Origin of the sequence: Parahaliea mediterranea, from assembly GCF_003402235.1 — a bacterium.
Lineage (GTDB): Bacteria > Pseudomonadota > Gammaproteobacteria > Pseudomonadales > Halieaceae > Parahaliea > Parahaliea mediterranea.
Genome location: NZ_QEWO01000009.1, coordinates 75,967 through 98,909, shown reverse-complemented (window position 1 = coordinate 98,909; position 22,943 = coordinate 75,967). Strand labels below are relative to the sequence as shown.

At 59.7% G+C, this 22,943-nt stretch carries 24 protein-coding genes; 1 reads left to right on the top strand and 23 read right to left on the bottom strand.

Annotated features, from left to right (window positions below; genetic code table 11):
* Positions 1–17 precede the first annotated feature (17 nt).
* Positions 18–437 (bottom strand): PFGI-1 class ICE element type IV pilus protein PilL2, encoded by a 420-nt coding sequence (pilL2, locus tag DDZ17_RS22845; protein ID WP_277749340.1) that lies wholly within the window; start codon positions 435–437, stop codon positions 18–20.
* A gap of 540 nt (positions 438–977) precedes the next feature.
* Here pilL2 and DDZ17_RS20925 point away from each other — a divergent pair.
* Positions 978–2,945 (top strand): ATP-binding protein, encoded by a 1,968-nt coding sequence (locus DDZ17_RS20925; RefSeq protein ID WP_116368991.1) that lies wholly within the window; start codon positions 978–980, stop codon positions 2,943–2,945.
* A gap of 302 nt (positions 2,946–3,247) precedes the next feature.
* Here the strand turns inward: DDZ17_RS20925 and DDZ17_RS20920 are convergent, their stop codons facing one another.
* From DDZ17_RS20920 to DDZ17_RS20815, 22 genes are all read right to left on the bottom strand, one after another.
* Positions 3,248–5,527 carry a DEAD/DEAH box helicase family protein gene (locus DDZ17_RS20920; RefSeq protein ID WP_116368990.1) on the bottom strand — a complete coding sequence of 760 codons (2,280 nt, stop codon included), beginning with the start codon at positions 5,525–5,527 and terminating at the stop codon, positions 3,248–3,250.
* A 78-nt stretch (positions 5,528–5,605) separates the two neighbouring features.
* Positions 5,606–5,899: a hypothetical protein gene (locus DDZ17_RS20915; protein ID WP_116368989.1), complete on the bottom strand. Its 294-nt coding sequence runs from the start codon at positions 5,897–5,899 to the stop codon at positions 5,606–5,608.
* Positions 5,900–6,015: 116 nt separating this feature from the next.
* Positions 6,016–7,212, bottom strand: coding sequence for a DUF6094 domain-containing protein (locus tag DDZ17_RS20910; protein WP_241505990.1), 1,197 nt, complete (start codon positions 7,210–7,212; stop codon positions 6,016–6,018).
* Between the two features lie 8 nt (positions 7,213–7,220).
* Positions 7,221–7,871, bottom strand: coding sequence for a hypothetical protein (locus DDZ17_RS20905; RefSeq protein ID WP_116368987.1), 651 nt, complete (start codon positions 7,869–7,871; stop codon positions 7,221–7,223).
* Between the two features lie 85 nt (positions 7,872–7,956).
* On the bottom strand, positions 7,957–8,346 hold the full coding sequence (locus tag DDZ17_RS20900; protein ID WP_116368986.1) for a hypothetical protein: 390 nt from the start codon (positions 8,344–8,346) through the stop codon (positions 7,957–7,959).
* Between the two features lie 87 nt (positions 8,347–8,433).
* Positions 8,434–9,036, bottom strand: a complete 603-nt coding sequence (locus DDZ17_RS20895; RefSeq protein ID WP_116368985.1) for a DUF3275 family protein — start codon at positions 9,034–9,036, stop codon at positions 8,434–8,436.
* An 80-nt stretch (positions 9,037–9,116) separates the two neighbouring features.
* The gene (locus DDZ17_RS20890; protein WP_116368984.1) at positions 9,117–9,647 is read right to left on the bottom strand and encodes an STY4534 family ICE replication protein; all 531 of its coding nucleotides are present in this window, start codon (positions 9,645–9,647) and stop codon (positions 9,117–9,119) included.
* 342 nt (positions 9,648–9,989) lie between these two features.
* Positions 9,990–10,703, bottom strand: a complete 714-nt coding sequence (locus DDZ17_RS20885) for a DUF5983 family protein (RefSeq protein WP_116368983.1) — start codon at positions 10,701–10,703, stop codon at positions 9,990–9,992.
* A gap of 99 nt (positions 10,704–10,802) precedes the next feature.
* Positions 10,803–11,024: an AlpA family transcriptional regulator gene (locus DDZ17_RS20880; RefSeq protein ID WP_116368982.1), complete on the bottom strand. Its 222-nt coding sequence runs from the start codon at positions 11,022–11,024 to the stop codon at positions 10,803–10,805.
* A gap of 91 nt (positions 11,025–11,115) precedes the next feature.
* Complete coding sequence (locus DDZ17_RS20875) at positions 11,116–11,517, bottom strand: hypothetical protein (RefSeq protein ID WP_479680800.1); 402 nt, start codon at positions 11,515–11,517, stop codon at positions 11,116–11,118.
* A 742-nt stretch (positions 11,518–12,259) separates the two neighbouring features.
* Positions 12,260–14,281 carry a DNA topoisomerase III gene (locus DDZ17_RS20870; RefSeq protein ID WP_116368981.1) on the bottom strand — a complete coding sequence of 674 codons (2,022 nt, stop codon included), beginning with the start codon at positions 14,279–14,281 and terminating at the stop codon, positions 12,260–12,262.
* Positions 14,282–14,516: 235 nt separating this feature from the next.
* Positions 14,517–14,912 carry a single-stranded DNA-binding protein gene (locus DDZ17_RS20865; protein ID WP_116368980.1) on the bottom strand — a complete coding sequence of 132 codons (396 nt, stop codon included), beginning with the start codon at positions 14,910–14,912 and terminating at the stop codon, positions 14,517–14,519.
* A complete protein-coding gene (locus tag DDZ17_RS20860; protein ID WP_116368979.1) occupies positions 14,909–15,445 on the bottom strand; it encodes a DUF3158 family protein in 537 nt (178 codons plus the stop codon). The genes DDZ17_RS20865 and DDZ17_RS20860 overlap by 4 nt, the downstream gene beginning before the upstream one ends.
* Positions 15,442–16,227 (bottom strand): PFL_4669 family integrating conjugative element protein, encoded by a 786-nt coding sequence (locus tag DDZ17_RS20855; protein WP_116368978.1) that lies wholly within the window; start codon positions 16,225–16,227, stop codon positions 15,442–15,444. Before DDZ17_RS20855 ends, DDZ17_RS20860 begins: the two co-directional genes overlap by 4 nt.
* A gap of 204 nt (positions 16,228–16,431) precedes the next feature.
* Entirely contained in the window at positions 16,432–16,722 is a 291-nt protein-coding gene (locus tag DDZ17_RS20850) for a type II toxin-antitoxin system ParD family antitoxin (protein ID WP_116368977.1), read from the bottom strand.
* 169 nt (positions 16,723–16,891) lie between these two features.
* Complete coding sequence (locus DDZ17_RS20845) at positions 16,892–18,091, bottom strand: STY4528 family pathogenicity island replication protein (protein WP_116368976.1); 1,200 nt, start codon at positions 18,089–18,091, stop codon at positions 16,892–16,894.
* A gap of 3 nt (positions 18,092–18,094) precedes the next feature.
* Entirely contained in the window at positions 18,095–18,655 is a 561-nt protein-coding gene (locus tag DDZ17_RS20840; RefSeq protein ID WP_116368975.1) for a DUF2857 domain-containing protein, read from the bottom strand.
* 16 nt (positions 18,656–18,671) lie between these two features.
* Positions 18,672–20,405 carry a ParB family protein gene (locus DDZ17_RS20835; RefSeq protein WP_116368974.1) on the bottom strand — a complete coding sequence of 578 codons (1,734 nt, stop codon included), beginning with the start codon at positions 20,403–20,405 and terminating at the stop codon, positions 18,672–18,674.
* Positions 20,398–20,637 carry a type II toxin-antitoxin system HicA family toxin gene (locus DDZ17_RS20830; protein ID WP_116368973.1) on the bottom strand — a complete coding sequence of 80 codons (240 nt, stop codon included), beginning with the start codon at positions 20,635–20,637 and terminating at the stop codon, positions 20,398–20,400. The genes DDZ17_RS20835 and DDZ17_RS20830 overlap by 8 nt, the downstream gene beginning before the upstream one ends.
* Positions 20,637–21,485 carry a ParA family protein gene (locus DDZ17_RS20825; protein WP_116368972.1) on the bottom strand — a complete coding sequence of 283 codons (849 nt, stop codon included), beginning with the start codon at positions 21,483–21,485 and terminating at the stop codon, positions 20,637–20,639. The genes DDZ17_RS20830 and DDZ17_RS20825 overlap by 1 nt, the downstream gene beginning before the upstream one ends.
* 39 nt (positions 21,486–21,524) lie before the next feature.
* Positions 21,525–21,740, bottom strand: coding sequence for an AlpA family transcriptional regulator (locus DDZ17_RS20820; RefSeq protein WP_116368971.1), 216 nt, complete (start codon positions 21,738–21,740; stop codon positions 21,525–21,527).
* A gap of 109 nt (positions 21,741–21,849) precedes the next feature.
* Positions 21,850–22,596: a hypothetical protein gene (locus DDZ17_RS20815; protein ID WP_116368970.1), complete on the bottom strand. Its 747-nt coding sequence runs from the start codon at positions 22,594–22,596 to the stop codon at positions 21,850–21,852.
* Positions 22,597–22,943: the final 347 nt, after the last annotated feature.

Below are 22,943 nucleotides of genomic sequence, written 5' to 3'. Positions count from 1 at the left end.
GGACTCAGACTGAATCGTCACGGCAATGCCTCCAGACGCGGTGTGAAGCACACCTCTCGTGCTCGATCATCCACCTGCAGTTCCCAGGCTGGCCCGGCCAAAGTCAGCAGTACATCATGGAGAAACATCGGCCCAAGCCGCAGATGGGCTGCCGGCAGAGGTAACCCGTAGAGCGGTGTCGAGTTCAAGTCGTCGTCACAGAGGGAGTAGCCGGAGCGCTGAAGCACGTGGCGCAAGCCATCTTCCACCGATAGTGGCGGCGTTCCCGGGATGGACACATCGACCACTTGCAGCAGGAGGTTTTGCTGGGCCGCCTGGGGTGCCAGTTCCACCAGTGTGTACCGACCGTAGCGGGCGATTGGTATCCAGTCACCTGGTAGCGGGGCAGAATTGGCTGCCGTGCCTGGTACATTGGGAGCGGGGGCAACGGTCGACATGGCGCAGCCAGTGCTCAAGATGGCTAACAGCAGGCATGAATAGAGAGTTAGGTGTCTGATCGTGATAGAGTTATGGGGCTTTGCCATGTGATGCTCCAAGGGCTGTGTTCTAGCAGCATCACTGGTGGAAGGGGCTGTATCAGCCAACAATAGGAATCATCACCTCGCCGTATTGTAGTTCGTAGGATTCGGCTATCCGACAGTTCCGAGTGTGCGCGCAGGCGATGAATCGTACTGGCTGATTGAGGGAGCTTGCGAAGCGTGACCGGAAAAGTATGTCTGGCGTTGGTTCATAGAAGCCACAACGGCCAAATGACAGCTCTCGGCAGGAGCAGCCGGTCAATGGCGATGCCGAAAGCCGGCATTGATAAGTGCCGCGGGGTATAGTGTAGCGAAGCGGAATTGCTTCGGATGGAGTGATGTCGGCGCGCTCGCTGACGAACTACAAGTTATGCCGATTTTCAGAATCCGCCGTACGCAGCGCTGAAAAATTGAGATGTGGAAGCTGGCTATCAACTAGACGATACCTAGGGAGGGGCAATGGCTGATTCTTCAAATACTAAAACCTTACAGCAAGAAGATCTCTTCTTTGAAGACGGGTTTCTTGAAAGTTGGGCGGGCCCTATCATCACTAGTCCCAGCACGGCCATTGTTGAACTTGTTGCCAACTGCTGGGATGCATACGCCACCGAAGTCAGAATAAGCTGGCCCGACCCGAAGAATAGCAAGCAATTTTCCATCTCTGACAATGGAAAGGGTATGACCCGCGCAGAGTTTGATTACATCTGGCGGGCCATGTCCTATAACCGTATCGCCAAAGGTGGCGCCACAACGGCACCGCCAGCAGGTGTGGAAGGTCTTCCACGCTTCGTATTCGGCAAGAATGGCAAGGGCCGATTCGCCAGCTTTTGCCTCACAAAAAACTATCGGATCACTTCGGTCAAAGATGGTCAGAAGTTCGTCTACAAGGTCAGGAGGACACCCAGCAAGCCCCTGATCACTGAACTCGTAGAGTTCGTTGATGAGGGTGTGGAGGGACATGGAACGACAATCACAGGTGAAGGTGAAATCCATCAGATCAACCTGTCCGTAGAGCAGGCACGTGAGCTTTTGGGTGGTCGGTTTCTTGCTAATCCTTCGTTCAAGGTGATCTTGAATGGCAGCCCCATTTCGTTTGCCGACATCAGCAAATCGTCCCTTTCTATCGTAGACGTTGAGGTGCCCGACTACGGCACGGTCAAGATCTATCACATTGACACCCGCAAGGCCGACAAGACGACGAAACAGCATGGCATCGCGTGGTGGGTCATGAACCGTGCTGTGGGTGAGTGCCGTTGGCGTGGTGCTGATGTCGAACGCATTCTTGACGGCAGGACCGAGAAGGCTAAGCGCTTCACCTTTATCGTTCAGGCTGACTTCCTCAATAAGGAAAACGCCGTCAAGGAAGACTGGTCAGGCTTCGTTGAAAAGAATCTGGCATGGGAAGCGACCAGGCCAATCGTCCAGGACAAGATCCGCGAGATCATTGACAACACCAGTGCGGCTGAACGCGAAGACAAACGTAGAGCTGTCCTTGAACGAGTGGGGCAGTCGGTCAACGCCCTTCCCTTTCTGAGCAAGGATCGTGTCACCACATTCATCAATGAGGTTGTGGATACCTGCCCGAACTTCGGTGAGCAGGAGATCGTGCAACTGACAGGCATTCTGGCGAAGCTGGAGAAGAGCAAGTCTCAGTATGGTTTGCTAGAAATCCTGCACAATCAAGATCCGCATGATTTGGATGCCCTTCACGAAGTCCTGAGTCAGTGGACCATTGGCATGGCGAAGATCGTCCTTGACGAAATTCAGGGCCGCCTGAAGGTCATCAACGAACTTCGGATCAAAATTCAGGTTGCAGGCATCGATGAAGTCAAGGAACTCCAGCCGCTCTTTGCCAAGGGCCTGTGGATGTTCGGAGACAAGTTTGAATCCATCCACTTCACATCCAACAAGGGCATGACGACGGTCATCCGCGAGTTGTTTGACGGTAAGGCTGACAAAGCTTCACTGAATCGGCCAGACTTTGTGATCCGGGGTGATGGCAGCACTGGCTTCTACTCCCTTCCTTCTTACAACGAAGATCATCAAGAGGTGGGAGTGGGCCACCTTGTCATTGTTGATCTGAAGACCACCAAGCTGTCACTCGGGTCCAAGGAAAAGGAGCAGATTTGGAAGTATGTGAAAGAGTTGAAGAAGAAGGGGTACATCCAGTTTGAGACGCGGGTGGATGGATTTGTTCTTGGGGATCAGATTGAGAGTGGTGAGGGTGGCACCCGCACCGAAGACAACGACAGGGTGAAGATTCAACCATTGCTGTATAGCATTATCTTGAACCGGGCTGAACAGCGCCTTCTGAAGCTCTATGATAAGGTGAAAGACGCCCCATTCCTTTTGGCGCAGCAGGAAGATTTGGACAAGTTCATTGAGCCCATCGCCGTGCAGCAGCCTGACCTACTGGCGACGAAATGACTTCTTTCGACAACTGGATTTCTGCCTACAACTACTTTTTGCGGCATTGAACCGAGAGAATAAGGCGTTGTACGTCGGCGGTGCCACGTTCTGCCGCATGGTTCAGCAGATAGATCCTGGTTCGCCCGGGTACCAGCAGCTCTTGCCATTGAGGCAAGTCAATGTAAGTCCAGTTCACACAAGGTGAATAGCCCCTGGTTGCGTAGATATCTCGATGTCAACTCTTGGCTGCTGACAGAATCTCCATTCAGGCTTTATCGAGAAAACGGCCCCCGAAGGGGCCGCCAAAGATCAACCGCTACTCAACTCACCAACTGCCTTGCCAGCGCCACTTCCACCGAGTCGCCATCCTGATTCAGGACATCCAGCCCGGATTCCGGCACGTCTCCCGACGTGCTCTGTGACACGGTGATCTTCTTGGCCATCAGCCCCAGGCAGGTCATCTGCGAGGTAGCCGCGTAGCCCAGGTAGATCACCCTGACCGGCTGCTTCTGGCCGATACGCCAGGAGCGACGTGCGGCCTGTTGCAGCGAGTAGACGTTGTAGCCCGACTGCATGAACACGATGGACGGGAAGTCCAACAGGTCCAGGCCGGTTTTCACCAGTTCGGGATTGGTGATGAGCACGTCGATGCCGCGATCCAGCTGCTCGGCGATCCAGTCTTCCCGACGGGAGGCATCCACGCTGGCGCGCAGTACCGCCACCTTGAAGCCTTCCTGTTCAAGCAGTACTTTCAACCGTGACGTGGTATCCCGTGTCCCGGTGTACACGCTGTAGACCAGGGACTTGCGACCCGCTGCCTTTTCTTCACGACAGATATCGATCAGTTCCAGCTCCTTCGGCATGATCTCCATATCAGAGAACAGCGAAGGGGTGAACGCCAGCAGGTTGCGGGTTCGCGGGTGCTTGACCGTCTCTGCACGGAAGCAGGTGTCCGGCCAGGCCAGCAGCACGTTGAGTACCACACCCAGAAGTGTTGTGTCTCGCCGCGCCAGGGCCTGCTTCAGCTCAGCGGTCAACTGCCCCGCCAGGCGTGAGTAGGCCTGGGACTGCTCGTCAGCCATGGCCACTTCCCGGAACTCCTCGTCGTAGGGTGGCAGCACATTGCCGCCGATATCCTTCAACTTGAGAAACACCGTGAACGGCAACACACAGCGCAGCACGCCCTTGGGACCAAATCCGGGAGCCTTGACGGTTCGCACCGTGATCTTGCTGCCCTTGGCGGTCTTGTGGGCCGAGCCGTTGCTCTCGGAATAAATGTCCTTGAGCACGCCGTGATCGCGCATAAACGCCATCGCGGCCGGTGTCAGACTGCCCTGCTTGCTGGGTCGATAGCCGTCTTCAATCATTCTCGACGGCAGCGCTCGGAACAGCAGGTAGAACAAGTCATCGCCGTAACCGCCCATCAGTGTGCCGGTGAGCAGCAGCGTCTTGCGCACCTTGGAGGCCAAAACACCCATGGCTTGCCCCTGGGCAGAGCCCGCGTTCTTGTACTCGTGCGCCTCGTCGGCGATGAGCAGGTCGAACGTGCCTTGCGGCAGGTAGCGTTTGATGAACTCCGACGGCTGATAGCCGCCTTCGCCGAAACCGAACTCCATCGAGGCCATGGCGCGCTCCATGCGCTGGGCCTGGCGGTCTGAAAACACCAGCTCACCGTTATTGTCCATCAGGTTGATGAACTCGTACAGGTTGTCGCCCAGCATGGAGGCCAGGAACGACTCGCCGAACTGCTTCATCAGCTTCTGGGCGGTGACGTCACCGATGGTGGGAATACGCTTGAGTGCCCTGAGCACAGCCTGGGACTGATCGTTGGCCGAAAGCCTACGGGGGCGAACCAGCGTCCACAGCGCCGAAGCACAGCGGTTGCATTTGCGACGTGTCTCCGCCGCTTCCAGTTCGATGGGACTGACCGGCTCACCGTCGAGATCGGTGATGACCTGCCCACAGTGTGGGCAACTGCCGATCTCGCCGTACCGGGTCCGCCGACGCACGAATACGGGCTTCCAGTGGAAACCCATGCGCATACGCACGCGTCCGAGGACGAAGAACTCCGGTCCCTGGGACGGCACACCCAACTGCTCACGCAGCTTGATGAGTTTGACTAGGGTATCCGGGCCATTGAGTATCCAGACCTTGGCGTTGGCCACGGTCTCCTGGATTTCCCGCCGCCACTTGTACACCAGGTGGGGTGGCGAGAGCACCAGCGTACGGCGATAACCTTCGGCTTCGAGTACGGCAGCCGTAGCGATACCTACAGTGGTTTTGCCACAGCCCATCTCGCCGTTGACGATGGCGGCCCTTTCGCCGCGATCAACCAACAGCTCTGTGACGGCGTGTACCACCTCAGCCTGAGCGGGAAACAACTGCCGTTTCAGATTCGCCAGCAGGGTCTGGCGGTACGCCCGTGCCTGGCCGGTATACACCGGAGGATTGGCGCGATTGAGTGAGTCGAGCAGCTCGTCGCCAAACTCGGACACAAAGTCCTGCAGGCTGATGTCGAGCGGGGATGAGGCTTTTTCTAGCAGGTCGCCCTGCACAGTGGTGTCGGATGAAAAGTTTTCAGAACAAGTATCGAGGGACATGCTGATGCTCCAGATAAAAGCGGGGCATGCACCTCCCCCAGCGGGGCGATGGCATGCCCCAGGGTTGGGAAAAGAGGATCAGTACTCGTCAGGGAGCAGCAGCGTCGTAACACTGCGGTCGCATTCGGTGATGATCCAGAGTTTCACAGTCGCTGTGATGGGATAGGACGACATCAGCCGATCGCCGTGTTTCAGCGCGGCTTCGTTGGTCGCACGATCCTCTTCACAGAGGTCTCCCCAGTCGCCACGCAAATGGCGCAATAGGTACTGCCTGGGATTGATGACACCCCGTTGGACGAGGTCGTTGACGCCTTGGGTCATAACCACTTGACCCGGGTTGAAACGAGCGTGAGACAGTGTTGCCAGTGCCATGATGAATACCTCCTGAAGGTAATGTGAGGGGTCACGGCACCCCACGGGGCGACTGGACCCCAGTGGGTGAATGAACAGCGTGGATTAACGGGCGGCGAGCCGCCTGGCAGTTGCGATCAGCGGATGGTCAGCACCTGGCCCAGTGTTGAGGAGCCGGGGGTCATGTCCCACGCGCGGATCACGGGTACGAAGCGATCAGTGAGGATGCGGGTCTCGGCGACCGAGCCGTCATCCCGTTCCTGGTACTCCGTGGTCAAGGATTTCTCCTTGTGAGTATCGCCCTTGACCACCAACACCTTGCCGGTTTTGGCGGTCACCACACCGGACACTGCACCGGCTGCGAGCGCCAGGGCGAGATGCCAGTGGGACAGGACGCGCGCCGGAGGCCGTGGCGAATGATGCACGGCACCCAGGTGCGTTTCGAGCGACGGCCACAGCCCTTGCAGGCGCTGCACTTCGTCAGCGAATTGCGCCGGTTCGAGCGTGACACGATAAAAGTGCTCCGGCTCGGTGGGCGATGCGGGAACACAGTAGGGCTGGAACGGCCATACGTCGGGTAACGCCTCGGCTTCGATGTCACCAAGACCGACTTGCAGCATGAGCTCGCGTGCTGCTCTGGCAGCGCCGGGATTCTGCTCCCGTTGCCGAATACGGCGACCGAAAATCACCACCTGCTTGAACTGCGTATCCACCGCACGGTAGAGCCGCAAATCCGCAAAGTGACGGGTCAGCCAACCGACCAGTTCGGCATCCAGGACATAGGCAGGGATGATGAACACCAACACGCCGTTGTACTGCAGCAGCGGCAGACTGCGCTGATAGAACAGCTTTTCCAGCCGGGCGCGTCCCTGACCCTGATAGCCGATGTTGCCATCGACACCTCGCTCAAGGTCGCCATAGGGCGGGTTGAGCCACAAGAGCCCGAAGGACTGTCGTGAGATTAGGGCGTCCATCAGATCAGCGTGCAGACACCGGTCGACCAGTTGGCGGGCATGGGTCGCGCGTTCGCTGTCGTACTCAACGGCGAACGCCCGCACCTGTTCACGCCCAAGAGCATGAGCGGCTTCAGCGATGGCCACGCCTTCGCCGGCGCAGGGATCGAGAATGGACATTGACCCATTGCACGGAGCCAGTGCAGACAGTGCTCGTTCGAGTGTGGGCTCGTCCGTTGGAAAGTAGCCGTTCTTGATAAAGTTGCGGGCAAGCCGCGGAAACATGAGAGCCATGGGTATCTCCTTTGAAAAGAGGGAAAGGCATAGTGGGAAAAAGGACAGTGGGAAAAAGCTCGGGCATGCCTGTGCATACCCGGTAATTGTGCGGTTCAGGCCACCCGCCGTAGCGGTTTGCCAGTGTCCGGCTCGTGTTGTGCAACACCCAGGGTGCCGCAGCGGATCAGATCACCCAGTGCTGTGGTCAGCGCCGGGACATCCAGGTTCAGTCGGTGGCCTTCCAGCCGCCCGAGAGCGAAGGGCAGGCGGGTTAGCATTTCCCGGGACTGCAACAGTGCCAGCACCTCGTCGCGCCAGTGATCGAGCAGCGGCAATGGACAGGTCTCCCGCACCAGCGCCCACAGGCGTTCGGTATGGTCGAGGCCATCACTTGGCAGCAAGGCCAGTGCGCTGGCGTTGGCTTTGTCGGGCTTGACACAGCGGGTATCGAACAGCCACAGATGCACCATGGAACCGAACAGGGTTCGGCGAAAGGTGCGTGTGGAGCGTTTCTCCAGATGATCCACGTTGCCAATGCAGACGGGCACCGAAGCCCCCTGATCGGTCATAAGGTGAAATCGATCCAGTCCCTGATCCGTTCGACCGAGTGTCAGGCGGGCCAGAAACTCCTGAACGGCGGTGTCGCGCGCCCAGAGGGAGAGAAAGATCAGAGTGCCGTTTTCGTCAGCGACACAGCCATCGGCCATCAGGTCGGGGCATTCGTCGATGCGATAGAGCGGTTGCGGGGATGAAGTGGTGGACATAGTGATATCCTCGTGATGGGAAGGGGCACCCGCGCCCGTTGGGGCGAGCGAGTGCCCCTGGGGGTTGATGATCCTTGGATGACGGTCAGCCGGTCATTGCCACTGACTTTCTGGCATTGCGCCTTGCGTGATGAGCACGTACGCCATCGCGCCAGTCACGACATTGCTCGGGAGCCATGTCGAGATAGCGCAAGGGGCAGGAGTAGTAGTACGGGTGCATGGCTTCTTCCAGAGGCTTGTGGCCCCAGTCGTTGCCCGACCCCTGCAGCAAGTCGCAGCGGATAAAGGCTGTCGATTCACCGGCATCGAGACCGAAGATCCCGGCGACTTTGGCGGTGATGCGCACCACGGACCAGAGCACGTTGCCACGCAGGGCGTGGGCAATGACCTGGTAACGGGCGCGCTCGCCCTCTTGCGGTTGGATCAGTTCCTGGATCAGTTGAGCGCGGGTTTGCCGCGAGTAGTACCAGCCCATGGCAGTCCTCCTGTGAAAAATGCCGGAGCCCTGCCCATCGGGGCAGTACCCCGGCGGGTGGTGGTAAGTCGCGTCAGCGACGGTGGATCAAGCAGTGACGCGGTGCCAGTCCTGGGACAGGGGAGCGAACTCGTATCCCATGGCGCCGAGGCGGTCACGTTGCTGGCGCAGCAGTCGACGGTCGACCGTGGCATCCAGCTTGACCACATTACCCAGCGGCCACAGCGCACCGAAGAGTGCGACATCCGCGTTCTCGGTCGCCGCTGTGTCGGGCACGGCGTTGCCGAACGGTGTGGTATCGATCAGCGGGTTGCTGGCCTGGCTGTCCTCTTCTGCGTCGGGGGAATCCGTGGCAGCAGGGACAGGGGCTTGTGCTTCCTCGTCGATCGGATCGACTTCCTGCGGACTCAGCCGTTTGGCGTCATCACTGCTCAGAGGGTCGATGCTGGACAGGGTCATTCCGCCCAGGTGGGCGCGAATCTCGATGACCATGCGACCGCTGGTGTTGTACGTGGAAGGCCGAATCTCGGTAATGACGAATTCGCCGTCGTACTTGCCTTCGCGATACTGATCCAGCTCGGCGTTCTTGATAACAAATTCGCCGATGGAGGTGGCAAGGCGACCCACATTGAAGTCACCGTTTCTGCCGTGGATGGTGCGAATGGCCAACTGGCCGGAGAGTGTGATCATGGTTCAATTCCTCGTGCTGAAGTGTGGGATCAGAAAGCAAAGCCCTGGTCAGGGCCTTGTGGCTGTCAACAAAGTGACTCTCAACACAGTGACTCGGCTGGCACACTGTCGTCGGCGTCGATATCCGTCGTTACCCCGTCAGATGCCGGGGCATCGTCCACAGGAGCCGAAGTCATCGCAGGCGGCGTGCTGTCATGGGGCACCTCGTCGGTGGCCCTGGGTTCAGCTTTGTATACCAGCTGGCCGTCAACCTTGATCCAGCTGACAAAGAGCAGCCGGGCTTTCAGGCTGACACCATGTTCTCCGGTACGATTCCCCTTGGTAAAGGTGAAGGTGTCAGTCCACAGATCGCCCAGGCGAAAGCCGATGAGTACCTTGCGTTCGGATTCGACGGCCTGTTGGCAGCGGCGAATCAAGTGCTGGGCTTCGCTGCCGGAAACACGCACGTCGAATCGGCGGTATTCCGGTGAATCGCTGGGACCGTTCAACGCCGCAATATCGCAGGCGAGGAAGGCATCACCTTTGCGGGGCGTCACGTCGCGAATGCGATTGAGATAACCCAGGCCGGTGATGTGCAGGTCAAAATAGGATTTGTCAGATGAGTGGTTCATGGTGAATCTCCAGAAAAATAATGAACAAGCGGAGACACACCCACCCCGACGGGGAGGTATAACCCCCGCGCGGGTTGATGGATCGGATGATCCTGGTAATGCTGTGCATCCACCATCCCGAAGGATGGTCGTTCGCGCTGGGGATGCGGTGGCGAACGGGTTGGGTCACACGGTCGGAACCGCGCCGTAGCCTTGAAGACCCTGGCTACGTGGGCATGTCGCTGACGCATCAGCGGGACATGTGGGCAGGGTGGCACCGAATCGGATGGGTCGGCCACGCTCAATAGGAATCCGGGTGTATCTCATTATTCAAGAACAGGAGCCCCTTGCGGGGCTCACTGGTCAATGGTCGAAAGTGGGCAAGCCCTCCAGGACGAGGGCATCGGGATCGAAGATCAGGATGCGCACATCTGCCAAGGCGGCAAGGTGCATGACATCCATCAGAGGCTGAGGAGCCCCGGCCTTGCTTTGAACCTGATGCAGTGCTGCGGTACTGCCGCCATCGATACACCCCAGATTCGTATCGGTCCAGGGAGTGGCGATCAACTTCACACCGACAGCATGGCTGCCTGGAATACGGAAGGCTTCAAACAGCAAGCCGGTCGGTGTAGCCGTATCCGCCAGGTGCTCAAGGTATGCCAGTGCCTGGTTCGGCAAATGGCCTGTACTGATTTCCCAGCAACGGCTGTAGTGGCCGGTATCGAAGGTCAGTCGCCGCACGACTTCAAGTGCTGCCTCGTGGCTGTAGGTGTCACCGACATGCAGTGGTGTGCCGTACTCATCTGCCGTAATGGCGTAAACCACGGTCTGTACAACACCGATGCCGGTACAGTGATCGTCCATTTCACTGCTGATATCCTGCCCCTCGGTGACCAGGGCGAAGTCGTCACAGAAGACGCAGGGAAAACGATGAACCTGCTCATCAGCCAGGTGAGCCTGTGAGCTATGCAGCGGGAGATAGGTCAGCGGGCAGTCCTCCTCGTAACGGATTGCCAGCAGGCGTTGTATGGAAAGACCGCGGTAGCCTCGGATAAAAGGGTTGGTGGTGTGTGTCATGGGTACACTCCATTTAGAGAGGGGGAGGCGGAGCCAGCCCCCGGACGGAGTTTGGCCCCACGGGGATGGATATGGCCAGGGTGGCCTGTGAATGGAAACTCAGGCGTTGGCCCGGTCGCGCAACCGCTCCTCGATCCACTGATCGATCTCGGCGGAATACCAGCCGACGGCGCGATCGCCGATGGGCAGTGCCTGCGGAAACTTGCCGGCTTTCATCAGGTTGTAGATGTGAGCGCGCTTGAACCCGGTTTTTGCCTCGACTTCTGGGCGTCGGAGGATGCGCGGTTCACTGGAATGAATAGATGATATGACTTGGTTCATGTGTCTCTCCTTGGAGGCGTTAGGGAAGGGACACAGCTCCCCATTGGGACATGCGTCCCTCGTGGGGGTTAAGGTCATCAGGCTGGATCGATTACCAGCCTGTGTAGTTCAAGATCAGGTCGGCAATAACCTCGCGTCGGTCCAGATCCAGGCCGCCCAGATTGGACAAGCCGTGGACGCCGACTCGTTTGAGCAGCGCACCGCCAATTTCGGCGTTGTAGAAGCTGACCAGGGTGGCCAGAAAAACACGCTCGCCGGAGCTCATCACATCGATGGCATGGTCGATGGTTTCCAGGTTTGGGCACAGCTCCCACTTGTCCTGGGCCTGATCGAGCTGGGCTTGGGTGCCCATGCCGAACAAGGCGGGGCTGAGCAATTGGACGCCGCGTTTCCAGGCGCGAAAGAAGGCGTCGGGCGCTTGCGCAAAATGCCGATCATTGCGGGCAATCTGTTCCAGCATTGCCTGGTTGTTCAGGGTGTTCATGGTGCTCATGAGGAGGGTACTCTCGATGGTTGAAAATCATGGGTATGTCCGTGGATAGTCGAAGCATCGTCGCCTTGATCGGGCGATCGTCCGCGAGGTGATGCGTGGCGGACTGGTTCGGTCGTCCCGGCATCGCCAGGGTGCAGCCTTGATGACCGAAGCTGCCTGGGCATGGTGCTGACCGGAATCAGCGACGCATGGGGCAAGGCTCTAATGTCCTGTGGCTGTTGGCTACGGTAAATCTGTAATGGGATGCACCCTGTTTTGGCGGGTGAGCAGGTGGAGTGGGCGTGAAAGCGAGAAAATTCGCCGAAGGCCGGGACCTTCGGCACAGAGGACGTTGCCACCGGTGGGCTTTGCAGGGCCGGGGCGTCGTCGGAACCTGGCACTGCGTCAGCATGCACACCCGGCCCGTGTCGTGGCTGGGGCCGGAATCCTCTGGCACACATCCGCGCACAAAGGGAGCCCGTTGTTTCACCGGTGGGCGCCGGTACCGAATACCGCTGGCCCCGCAGGGTTTCCTGACGGCTCGCAGACCCTCATTGCCGAAGTGGAAGCCGTCAGGAAACCCTGCGTGAGCAGCACATACCGATAGGGATGACCGCCCGGTTGGGGTGATCAAGGAACAGGGGGCCTTCTCGCCGGTGATGTCTCTCACCGATCGCGCACGCCGGGATAGAAGGTTGGGCATGCTGGGGCACCACACGGGGTGCAGGGGGGTCGAGTAAAACCTCGTGGCGCAAAAAGCCGCTCACGACGTCCGGGTGGATGATCGCCTGGCCCTGCGTCCGCGCCTCTTGGGCTTGCTCTGCTGCACCGGCAGACTGCCTTTGCATTCCGGGTATTGGCTACAAGACCAGAAAGCGCCGTTCTTGCCGCGCCTTGGGTGTGTGGCCGCACCGCATTGCGGGCAGGCTGGACCTTCCGGCTGTGTGATCGTCAGGGCGACGCTTCGATATTGCTGCACCAGTTGAGCCACCCAGGTGGATTGTTTGTCGATGAAATCCTCCAGCGTCATCTGGCCTGATTCGATCATATCCAGCGCCTGCTCCCAGACGGCGGTGGTGCCGGGGTCGGCAATCGCACTGGGCACGGCATCAATCAAGGTGAAAGCGGCCTCGGTCGCCCGAATGGCCTTGCCTTTGCGGGCGATATAGCCGCGAGCCAGCAGGCCGTTGATGATGCCAGCGCGGGTGGCTTCGGTGCCGATGCCGGTGGTCTCCTTCAGCTTTTGCCTGAGCCGCGGGTCGGTCACCAGCCTGGCCACGCCTTTCATGGCCTTGATCAGTTCGCCCTGGGTATAGGGTCGGGGCGGCTGCGTCTTGAGCGCCTTCAGCTCGACCTGCTCCAGGGTACACAGGGCGTCTTTTTCCAGGGCTGGCAAAGGTTGGCTTTGCGTACCATCCTGCTCCGCTTCTCTATTCTTGTCGTTACCCTGACCAGGCATGACCCGATGCCAGCCGGATTCAATCACCTGCTTGCCTGCGGCTCGCAGCGATTGGCCGGCGGCCGTGAGCTGCACATGGGTTCGGTCGAACTCATGGTGCGGCAGGAACTGGGCCAGATAATGCGCCCGGATGAGTCGGTAGACGGCCAGCTCCTTGTCCGACATGGCACTGAGCTTGACCGGCTCCAGCGTGGGGATGATGCCGTGGTGCGCTGTGACTTTGCTGTCGTTCCAGGCACGTGAGCGGAGCTGGCTGTCCAGTCCGTCGACCAGGGGTCGCAACGTCGGATCGGAGACCGCCAGGGCCTCAAGAACAATAGGGACTTCCGCCCGCATACTCTCGGGCAGGTAGCCGCAATCACTGCGCGGATAGGTCGTCGCCTTGTGTGTCTCGTAAAGTGCCTGGGCGATATCGAGGGTCTCCTGCACATCCAGCCCTAACGACCGGGAGCAGACTTCCTGCAGCGTTCCCAGGTCAAACGGCAGCGGCGGCGCTTCGCGTACACGTTCCGTGTCCACCTGGGTCACGGCGGCTTCATGGGATCGGCGCAGCGCATTGGCGGCGGTTTGTGCCACGGATTCCTGCAAGCACCGGCCTGCTTCGTCGGTGCTGTCCTCAGGCGCTAACCAGCTCGCCTTGAAGGAATGCCCACCCTGGGCAAGCGTGGTCTCGATAGCCCAGTAGGGTACGGCAACAAAGCGCTCAATGGAGCGGTCGCGGTCGACCACCAGCTTCAACGTGGGTGTCTGAACCCGGCCCACCGAGAGCACGCCACTGTAGCCCGCGCGCTGGCCGAGTAAGGTGAACAGCCGGCTCAGGTTCATGCCAATGAGCCAGTCTGCCCGCGAGCGCGCCAGGGCCGAGTGGTACAGCGGCAGGGTCTCCGTTCCCGGCTTGAGAGTATCCAAAGCCTTGCGGATGGAGGCGTCGTTCAGCGCCGACAACCAGAGTCGCCGAATCGGGCCTCGGTAGCCGCACAGGTCGATAATCTCCCGGGCAATCATTTCCCCCTCGCGGTCGGCGTCGGTGGCAATCACCAACTCGCTGGCCTGGCCGATAATCCGCTTCACGATCTGGAATTGCGCCTTGGTCGACGCTTTGACCTCGATGCGCCAGCGTTCCGGAATAATGGGCAGTTGCTCAATTGACCAGCGCCGGTATTGCTCGCCGTAGGCTTCCGGGGGCGCGGTTTCGAGCAAATGACCGATGCACCAGGTCACTGTGATACCTGATCCAGTGTAGCAACCGTTACCGCGTTGTCGGGCGCCCAGCACGCGGGCGATGTCCTTACCCTGGGACGGTTTCTCGCACAGATAGACGCGCACACTGCAGCTCCTTGGGTGTCATGGGTTGGCCCGGTGACTCAATGGGCTACAGGATGGCGAGCCATGAAAGATTTGGCTCTACACAACTCGATTCGCCGACGCTCCGGGTTTTTGGTTTGGCAAGGGCTGTGGGACGAATGGCGGTTGATGGACGTCCCTGGCACTATGCCACTGGCATAATCGGCGTTGGCGCAGAGTGAGCGGCGGAGGGCTGGTGCAGCCGCTCACAGTTCTTTTACGCTTCGGCATGCTGCTCAGCAACGGGCTCTTTGGGTGCCAGGGTTACGCGCTCGACGCGATACGGCAGGATGCCCACTCGGCGGGCCTCGATCTTGAAGGTCACGCGTTCGTTCTCGTCGGCATCCTCCCACTCGTCCCGTACGGTCCGGCCTTCCACCAGTACGCGCATGCCCCTCTGGTACAGCGTTTGCCAGTGCTCGGCATCGCGGTGCCACAGCTCCACCGGTGCCCAGAATCCGCCCCGATCCTCGTAACCCTCCTTGGTGGGCACAGGGTTGTCGAAGTAGACGTTCAGGCGCAGCAGGCGACGGGGTTCGTCGTTGCCGTTGGTGAATGCCCGGTACTCTGGCGCAGAGCCGATATTGCCCTCGCCTAAAAAACGTGTGCTCATGGTGTCCTCTCCTGGGTCAAGACGTGTTGCCGGATGCGGCGGTGGTAAACGGTTTGAGCCCGCTGGATTTTGGCTGCGCAGTCCACGGCCTGGCGGGCAATACTGTGAGTGAGACTGATCTGCATGTTCAGGGTGATCCTCTGCAGCTCCATGGCGTAGAGATCGTCGATCAGTGAGGCTGGGGTGGCTGGATCGGCGATCAGCCCCTCCCACAGCGCGACGCCCATGGCGGACCTGTCGAGGTTGCGCCAGCGCAGGAAGGTGGTGCCGGCCCCCGTGTTTTGTTGGGCCAGCTGGACACCAAGCAGACTGAACGGAGTGCGGCGGGCCTGGGTGAGCACATGTCTCTGAGCCAGGCCGATCAAACCATCTCGCAGGGTGATGCATTGGCTGGCCCAGTCCTCCAGACTCCCCTTACCCTTAAAAGGTTTTAAAAGGCCTTTTAGGTAGGCTGCCTGTTCCAGCTGCTGGAAGGCCGGCTGTTCCAGTGGCGAAAAGCGAGGTGGTGAACGGGTGAAGTCAGGTGTCGTCATGCCGATGCCTCTTCGTCTGGTGAAGCATCCTCGCTGGCATCACCGGCGTCTTCTGCCCTATCGGCTGGCTCATCGACAACGTTGCTCTCTGGGGCTGGCGTGTTTCGCGATGATCGGCGGCTGATTGGCGGCGCGAAGCGCGAGCGGCGTGTGCCTTCGAGCACCTCCTGGGGCAGCTCACCGAACTTTTCCCTGGCCTCCCGTGCCGCCGCGTTGTTGGCGGCGAAGTCGTCGCGGCAGGCGCCGGAGTAGCGGTACTGCTGCGCCAGTGAAAACAGGCTGCGCAGCGCATGCCCTCCCTCATTGAGCCAGCGCTCCAGGGTGCTGCGGTCAATCAGCGCGGTGTGATGTGCCAGAATCAGGCGGCGTGCCAGATCGTCGTAGTCGGCGAGCAGATAGACCGCCATAAAACCCAGCTGGGCATTGACGAACAACGGCAGCTTGACAGGCTGCACGTTGAGATTTTCCCCCAGACTGAGGGCCGCCGGCACATCCGCCAGGGCCTGGTCCACCTGTTCGCGCAGGGTCTGCAGGCGTGTCCGGGTATCGATGATCTTGTCCTCGATGCGCAGCATCCACCAGTCCGAGTAGGGATCGTCCTGCTCTGCGCCGCGCTTGAGTTTGTTCATGATCGACAGAAAGCCGTTGAGTCCGATGATGCCTGGCTTGCCGTCCGACGCAGCACGACCGTGCCAGATGCGGGAGGCGTGGTGAGTATGCAGCGTGAGTGCCATTGCACTGCGCAGCGATCCGAGGTTGAGTTGCAGAGATTCGTTGGCCATGTGAGCGACTCGCTGTGGAAAATCGAGTCGCCAGCATCGGCAAAGGCGGGAAGGCTGTCCGTAAAGAAACCGCACCCATTCGTCGCCCGTTTGAAATACCGGGTGCGGTTGAGGCAGTGATCAGGCGGGGGAGGGGTAGGGGAGGGGTAGGTCGGGAAGGCTGCGTGTTCCGGTTATGCCACTGGCATAATCATCAAGTCCCGGTCAGGTCGCCGATTTTGCTCGAGCGGCGGCACTCAGCCCCAGTTGGCTGATGAAATCATCAAGCTGGTCGTCGGCCATCTTGGCGCAGCGGCCAGCGGCAATATCCGCCCAGCCCAGGCTGGCCGCTTCCCGGAGGGCGTTGAGCTTGGCGGCCTCAAGACGCTCTCGCTGCTCGATCAGACGCAGGCCTTCCCGCAGCACTTCGCTGGCGTTCTGGTAGCGCCCGGACTGCACCAGCCTCTCGACCAGGTTGTTTTGCTGCTCGCTGAGTATGACGTGACGTGTTGGCATGGGAGGGTCTCCTGATGGCACTGGCTGCGATTATGCCACTGGCATAATGCCTGTCAGGTTTTTGTTGAACATCGACTGCAGACGGGCGAGGTGTGTCCTTGGTTGCTCAGGGTCCGTGGTCGGACTGGGGAAGGCCGTGTGTTCCATTATGCCACTGGCATAATCGGCATCAGCCCTTGTGGAAGATTGCCTGTAAGCGAGCGATCTGGGCTTTCACCTGCTCAGGGTCTGAGGGCTGGGTGGGTCCCGCAGCCTCGCCGTCGATGTGTGGCGCCGATCGCTCCGCCTTGAACTCCTTGATGGGATCGACGCCTGCCCAGGCATGGAACTCGCCTCGCATTGCCCGCTGGATCAGGCCAAACAGGTAATTGGCCGGTTTCTTGATGTAGCTGTCGCAGCAGCGAACGTTCCACTCATCGATCACCGGCTGTTGCAGTTCTCTGTCGACCTTCCTCAATGCGAGCAATGCGCCAGCTTTCTGCTCATCGTCGAGACGATCAAACCGTGGTGGCAGATTCAGATGTTGCAACTCGTTCAGTACTGTACGTACATTAATATTTTTAATACTTCTTTTACGTACAGTACTACGGTTCTTCGGAATCGGAAGAATGCCGTCAGACGGGCCTTTGCGCCCCGATTCGGATTTCGAAGAGGGCTCGTCATAATCCCGAAGAAGGGCCTGAGCGCTCTCTTCGGTTTTGGAGTTATCCACAGGCTCGATCTTGGTGGCGTCGCCGTGCCAATTTTGCCCCGCCAGGCGCTCCGCCATGACCTGCAGGCGCGAGGGCAGCGTCCGGCCGCTGATCAATGGGTCTTCGGTGATTTCTCTGAGTGCGTTGACGCCAACGATCCGTACAGCCTTGGCGGCATGGGTCAGCGCTTGGCTGACCAGTCCCAGGTACTCGGTATCGAGTTGCATGGCCTCGAAGGGTGACAGGGGTTCGTCATGGAGCACATACAGGTTACCCAGCAAGCGTCCAGATCTGGGGTCACGTCGTCGCCGGGCCAGGCTGAGCCAGCGGGTCAAGCGTAATTGGGTCAGCGCTCTGGCGACGGTTTCGTGAGAGGCTTTGGCTGTGCACGGCATGGATGCCAGGTAGGGTCGCAGGCGCTCATAGGTGGGGAGGGCGGTCACGCCGTCGTCGTTCAGCAGCAGACGAAAGACCTGCCAGGCATTGCGCTCCAGGGGGGTCAAGCGGCGATCGAGAAACAATGCTCTGGGCACGCTTTCGTGGCGGTTGCCGCTGAACAGGAAGCCGTCTTGCGCGTTAACTGTAGCCGGGCGCGTGTCTAAGCGCTGAGCTGCATCATCCAGAAGTGTGGTCAGCGTAGCGGGGCCGCTGCCGCGGCCCGGTGTTTCGCTGGCCATGGGTCACACCAGACCCTGGTCGATCCAGGCATTGATCGTTGACCACAGGACGGAAGCGGGCAAATTGAGATCTTCAGCAAGATCCAGCGTAAGGTCGAGCAAGGCCAGGGGATCATCCAGGGCGATACCGCGCTGTTTGACCTCGGGGTCCCATCGCCGCCACAGTTCGGTGTCCTGTTCCTCGCTCAATCCGGGATGGCGGCCTTTACGCTTGGGCAGGCCGAGAATGTCACGGCGCAAGGCGACCTCCTGATGCGTCAGGCCGTAGAACTTGCTCACCATCTCGGTACTGGCGCCCAGGCGCAGCATGCGATCAACCGCGGCGATTTCTTTCTCAACGTCTGCTACCTGGCGCAACAAGCGCTGCAGCACGTCGCGGTTGACGGTGACCGAACACCAGGGCACGGAAGCATTGATCAGTACGCTGACCAGGGCGGGGTGCTTCAGTGCCCCCAATTCCTGTTCGCCGAACCCCATGGCTTTGCAGCGCCGCAGCTGGCCGTTGCGCAGATCATGCAGTGCCTGTGCAATCACAGCCTGGTTGAGTGGGTGGGGTGCCGACATGCTGCCTCCTGGAACGCTATGAACCCCCGGGGGGTGTGAGTTCGGTGCCAGTGCCCGACTCCAGCTCCACCAATCGACGTGACAGCCGCAGCAGGCGGAACAACTTGACCAGACCGTTATCGCTTAGCCGCGATAGTGAATCGTGATGCGCGCCTTGACGCCCCTGCAGCAGAGGCCCCAGCAAGTCCAGCAGCCGCAGATTGTCGATGCCACCGGTGGGCGGGCTTGATGAGTGGACGCCTGCACTCAGCGCATACAGTAGGGTAAGGACTGCGCGCCCCATCAGCGGCATCACGTGACCATCAACGGAAAGTGCCTGCATATCGCAGTGGAAGCCGATCCCCGTATCGGTTGGCTGTATGTGTTGGGCTTGTCCTGCCTCATGGGCCATTTCGGTGGCGAACTGGGCAATATGCACACGCAGGCTGTCGGGTGCGTCCAGACCGGGCTCGATGTACCAAACGTCCGTGATGGGGTAGAGCCCTCCAGCCTGGACTGGGATCGCCTGCAGAACGGTCGACTCGAAGTCTGGCTGCATGTTGCCTGTCTGGTCCGCCAGCAGGCGCTGAATGTCCTGGAGTCGGTCGGTGGTTGTCGCTGGCGTCACCACATGCGCCTGAAGTCGTTCGTTATCAGGCGCAGCCAATACAGGATTGCCGATATCGGTGGCCGATGAATCAGGACGTTCTGGAGGTGGGGACTCCTTTATCTTCGCCGGTTTAGGTGCTGTGTCAGCCCTTTGTTCGTCTGCCGGTGGCGCCTGGCGTTGTGGCTGTGATGGGCCTGGGCTCTGTTCGATGGAGCGAGGGGCAGGATCATCTGCGGCAGGGCGTTGTTTGAGGGCTGCACCGGCTGACGTCAGGCGGTTGCGACCATCAGATTCCGTGATATCCAGGGTCAGGGTGTCGTAGTCGACCTGCAGGAGTTCGGCCATCTGTCCAATCAATTCGTCCTGGATGCGTCTGACCGAGAAACCCTCCGCGTCGCTGTCGAAGGTTGCGAGCACATCGTGGAACAGGCTGGCAAATTCCATCTCCACGCCGCGGCTCATGCTCAGCGCTTCCCATGTCCTCTCGCTGGACTTGCGCAAGGCGGTCAGCCGCTCGATCTGTGGCCGTCCCAAACCGCTATAGAGCACGGTGGGGATGGCGGGAAGCAGATAGAACACGGCATCCTGCATGCGGCTGATGTGGGGCTGGGTGATGGGATAACCGTCCGCACTCAATCGCCTGGCCAGTTCGGTTTGTGTCAGCGTGGTGTCCGATTCGACCTCGTACAGCTCGCGGGCTTTCTCGACACCCAGAGCGCGCTCAATGAAGGTCAGTCCCCCGTGCAATTCGTTCTCGGCCAAGTGCCCGGTCAGGGCGACAATCTCACCGCGCTCCGGCCAGGGGCGGAACAGGCACTGGATGCGAAAGAATGTCTCGTCTTTCGTTTCAGTCCACAACTCATTCAGGATTGCCAGACGGGTATTGCCGCCGTTGCGGATAATGTAATGGCTTTCGCCGGGCCGGCGGGTGATGGCCGGTGGCGTATCGAGCCCGCGCTTTCGTATGGATTCTTTGAGCTCTTCGTAGCGGGGGTTGCGAGTGACCCGCGGGTTTAGGTCATACGGCAGCAGTTGCTCCAGGGTCACGGTCATGGGGGTGTCGGCGATAGGATCGCTCAACGCCTCTGCGTCAGGGCCACTGCGTCGGAATTGATCGGCCAGTAGTTTGCCGGCCATGTCTTTGGAGGTGAGGTCAGCCATTGTGATCAGGCTCCTCGGCAAAGCGGGTTTCTCGCCGCAAGCGTGCCAGGGCATTGCGGGTGGCACGATGGTCACTGGACGTTGAGCCGGTGTAGATCGGTGGCAGTCCGGGTTTGGTGAGTTTCAGGTGACCACCGCTGGTGCGCTCCACGTGCCAGCCTTCGGCCTGGGCAAGTTCGATCAGTGGTTTGAGGCGCTTGTAGCCACGCGAGGGAATCGGCAAGCGGGTCATCAGGCAGTCCTCCGGTGGGCTCCGGCTTGCAGTCGGCTAAATGCCGGTTGCGAGGCCGGTAGCAGCTCGCAGGCCAGCGCGCGCATGGTGTCGAAGGCGGCAGGCGTGATCCGTCCTTTGGGCCGACGGTATTCCACCCGGTGAACGGGCAGCGCCTGGGTCGAGGCGCGTGGGTAGGCTTCAATGGCCGGGATGCTGGTATCGAGCGCGACGATGCCAGGTTCGTTGGCAAACAGGTCGCGCAGTGCCTGCTGGATTACCCGTGCATTACTGGACACTGGATGAACCCGGTTGATAAGCAGGTGCAGGGGGGGTGGTTCGATGCCGAGGCGCCGGTAGGGGGCGATATCCTGCATCAGCTGCAGGGTGCCGCGGCGAAATTCCCGTGCCGCCAGAATCTCTGGCGTGACCGGTGAGAGGGCAATATCGGAGGCCAGTACCGCCATCTCCAGCAGAACACTCCTCGCGCCCTGGGTATCGATCAGCAGCAAATCATAATGAGGACGGAACACCGGTAGCAGATTGCGCAGGCGCAGCCGTCCATCGGGCGCGTGAAGCAGCAGGGTGTTCAGCTGACCCTTGTCGTCATTGGACAGCACCAGGTCCAGGCCGTCGATAGCGGTGTGGGATACCAGTCGAGAACGATCCTGTTCATTGAAGGCCAGCAGCTCATAGATGCCGCCCGGTGCATGAGACCGTAGGGTGAAATAGCTGGACAGGGTTGGCTGGACATCCAGGTCAAGCAGCAGAACCCGCAGTCCCGCATCAGCCGCAATGCCGCCGAGATTCGCGGCCGTGGTGGTTTTGCCCACCCCGCCCTTGGTTGAAATAATGGAGACGACCTGCATGACTGTCCTCCTCACAGGGTTGCGTTTGAGAAGGCTGGATCAGGTACGGTCGTTGAGGCGCTCTTCGATCCACTGGTCGATCTCGGCGGCATCCCAGCCAACGGCGCGGACGCCGAGGCGAAGCGCTTTCGGAAACTTGCCGGCTTTCATCAGGTTGTAGATATGCGCGCGCTTGAAACCGGTCTTGGCCTCGACTTCCGGACGGCGGAGGATGCGGCGTTCAGTGCGAAAGGCCTGGGTCATCTGTGTAGACATGGTAAGCACTCCTGTACGCTCAATAGCGCGGTGAAGAATGTGCTGTCCATTCAATGTCAGCTGGGCGGGATATACACTGCAACTGCAGGTTCCAGGGCTGCAGTTGCAGTCAGTCGGCCTCGTCGCCGACGTGCCGTTTGGCGGCACTGAATTTTTCCCAGAGTGTCCGTTCACTGATGCCGGGGTGCCCGGGAAAATAGGCCAGCAGTGCGCTGATGATGGATGTGGTGGTGTCGAAGGAGGAGTAGCGCTTTCCGCTCGGGGACTTACCCAGCAGCAGGGTCAGCAGCCCGCCGATAACGCTCAGGTAAGTAGACTCGCCACGGAGCGAGAGGGTTTTGTCCTCTCCCGCCCCACAGCTCGCTTTTTCGCTGAGCAAACGGTGCTGATCCTGTAGTGCTTTGAAGGACTGCTCCAATTCCGTGAGTCGCAGCTTGAGCGCCTCGCGATCAATCAGCAGGGCCTGCAAGTTGTCCAGGTTGATGGCGGAATGCAGGTGGCGCTCGATGCCTTCGAACAGGAATTCTGGCTTTTGGTCTGGGTAGTAATGAGTCATCCAGGCTTTCAGATCCACATGCCTGACGGTGAGGTCGGGCTGTGTCAGCAACGTTGGATCATCGCAGGTGATGCCGGACTTCCCGTAAGGTAGCTCGCCGTTGCGGAAGGCATCGTACAGCCGCTCCAGGTTCAACTTCAGCATCGGCCAGCGGGGAAAGTCATTTACATCCAGAACGATCTTGTCGCCCAGGGTGTTGAGTATGCGGGCCTCGAATCGTACAAGACCGCTCCAGCGGATTGCCGCCTCAATGGGGCGATAGAATACTTTTGAATGCTGCGTTTGGTTGGACTTCCCCATGTCTCATCCCAGCCACTTGGCCTCCTGGCGTTAGCTCAACAGGTCACCTGCCCACAGGCTTTCCGGCTCTGACTGGCTGGGCGGTGATGCAACGCTGGGGAGTGTGACGCGAATGAGAGCTACAGATAACGGTGTATATGGACTGCTGCACCGCCTCATTGTTGCCAATCAACGTATGCCGCCGAAACAGCGGCTTCCCATCGTTGGTCACGAGTTTTCGAAGCGATCAGGCGGCTGTAAAGACCTGATAGGTCAGCGGTGTTGTTCGAGGGGAAAAAACAACCTTCTAGATCAGCGGTGTCTGGCGTGTGACTGGCCTGTGATCAGAAAAATTGCAGGCTGTGTCA

Bases quoted from the DNA above. Each gene is read 5' to 3' on its own strand.
- pilL2 (WP_277749340.1), bottom strand. From the start codon at position 437: ATGTCGACCGTTGCCCCCGCTCCCAATGTACCAGGCACGGCAGCCAAT.
- DDZ17_RS20925 (WP_116368991.1), top strand. From the start codon at position 978: ATGGCTGATTCTTCAAATACTAAAACCTTACAGCAAGAAGATCTCTTC.
- DDZ17_RS20920 (WP_116368990.1), bottom strand. From the start codon at position 5,527: ATGTCCCTCGATACTTGTTCTGAAAACTTTTCATCCGACACCACTGTG.
- DDZ17_RS20915 (WP_116368989.1), bottom strand. From the start codon at position 5,899: ATGGCACTGGCAACACTGTCTCACGCTCGTTTCAACCCGGGTCAAGTG.
- DDZ17_RS20905 (WP_116368987.1), bottom strand. From the start codon at position 7,871: ATGTCCACCACTTCATCCCCGCAACCGCTCTATCGCATCGACGAATGC.
- DDZ17_RS20900 (WP_116368986.1), bottom strand. From the start codon at position 8,346: ATGGGCTGGTACTACTCGCGGCAAACCCGCGCTCAACTGATCCAGGAA.
- DDZ17_RS20895 (WP_116368985.1), bottom strand. From the start codon at position 9,036: ATGATCACACTCTCCGGCCAGTTGGCCATTCGCACCATCCACGGCAGA.
- DDZ17_RS20890 (WP_116368984.1), bottom strand. From the start codon at position 9,647: ATGAACCACTCATCTGACAAATCCTATTTTGACCTGCACATCACCGGC.
- DDZ17_RS20885 (WP_116368983.1), bottom strand. From the start codon at position 10,703: ATGACACACACCACCAACCCTTTTATCCGAGGCTACCGCGGTCTTTCC.
- DDZ17_RS20880 (WP_116368982.1), bottom strand. From the start codon at position 11,024: ATGAACCAAGTCATATCATCTATTCATTCCAGTGAACCGCGCATCCTC.
- DDZ17_RS20875 (WP_479680800.1), bottom strand. From the start codon at position 11,517: ATGAGCACCATGAACACCCTGAACAACCAGGCAATGCTGGAACAGATT.
- DDZ17_RS20865 (WP_116368980.1), bottom strand. From the start codon at position 14,912: ATGAGCACACGTTTTTTAGGCGAGGGCAATATCGGCTCTGCGCCAGAG.
- DDZ17_RS20860 (WP_116368979.1), bottom strand. From the start codon at position 15,445: ATGACGACACCTGACTTCACCCGTTCACCACCTCGCTTTTCGCCACTG.
- DDZ17_RS20855 (WP_116368978.1), bottom strand. From the start codon at position 16,227: ATGGCCAACGAATCTCTGCAACTCAACCTCGGATCGCTGCGCAGTGCA.
- DDZ17_RS20850 (WP_116368977.1), bottom strand. From the start codon at position 16,722: ATGCCAACACGTCACGTCATACTCAGCGAGCAGCAAAACAACCTGGTC.
- DDZ17_RS20845 (WP_116368976.1), bottom strand. From the start codon at position 18,091: ATGGCCAGCGAAACACCGGGCCGCGGCAGCGGCCCCGCTACGCTGACC.
- DDZ17_RS20840 (WP_116368975.1), bottom strand. From the start codon at position 18,655: ATGTCGGCACCCCACCCACTCAACCAGGCTGTGATTGCACAGGCACTG.
- DDZ17_RS20835 (WP_116368974.1), bottom strand. From the start codon at position 20,405: ATGGCTGACCTCACCTCCAAAGACATGGCCGGCAAACTACTGGCCGAT.
- DDZ17_RS20830 (WP_116368973.1), bottom strand. From the start codon at position 20,637: ATGACCCGCTTGCCGATTCCCTCGCGTGGCTACAAGCGCCTCAAACCA.
- DDZ17_RS20825 (WP_116368972.1), bottom strand. From the start codon at position 21,485: ATGCAGGTCGTCTCCATTATTTCAACCAAGGGCGGGGTGGGCAAAACC.
- DDZ17_RS20820 (WP_116368971.1), bottom strand. From the start codon at position 21,740: ATGTCTACACAGATGACCCAGGCCTTTCGCACTGAACGCCGCATCCTC.
- DDZ17_RS20815 (WP_116368970.1), bottom strand. From the start codon at position 22,596: ATGGGGAAGTCCAACCAAACGCAGCATTCAAAAGTATTCTATCGCCCC.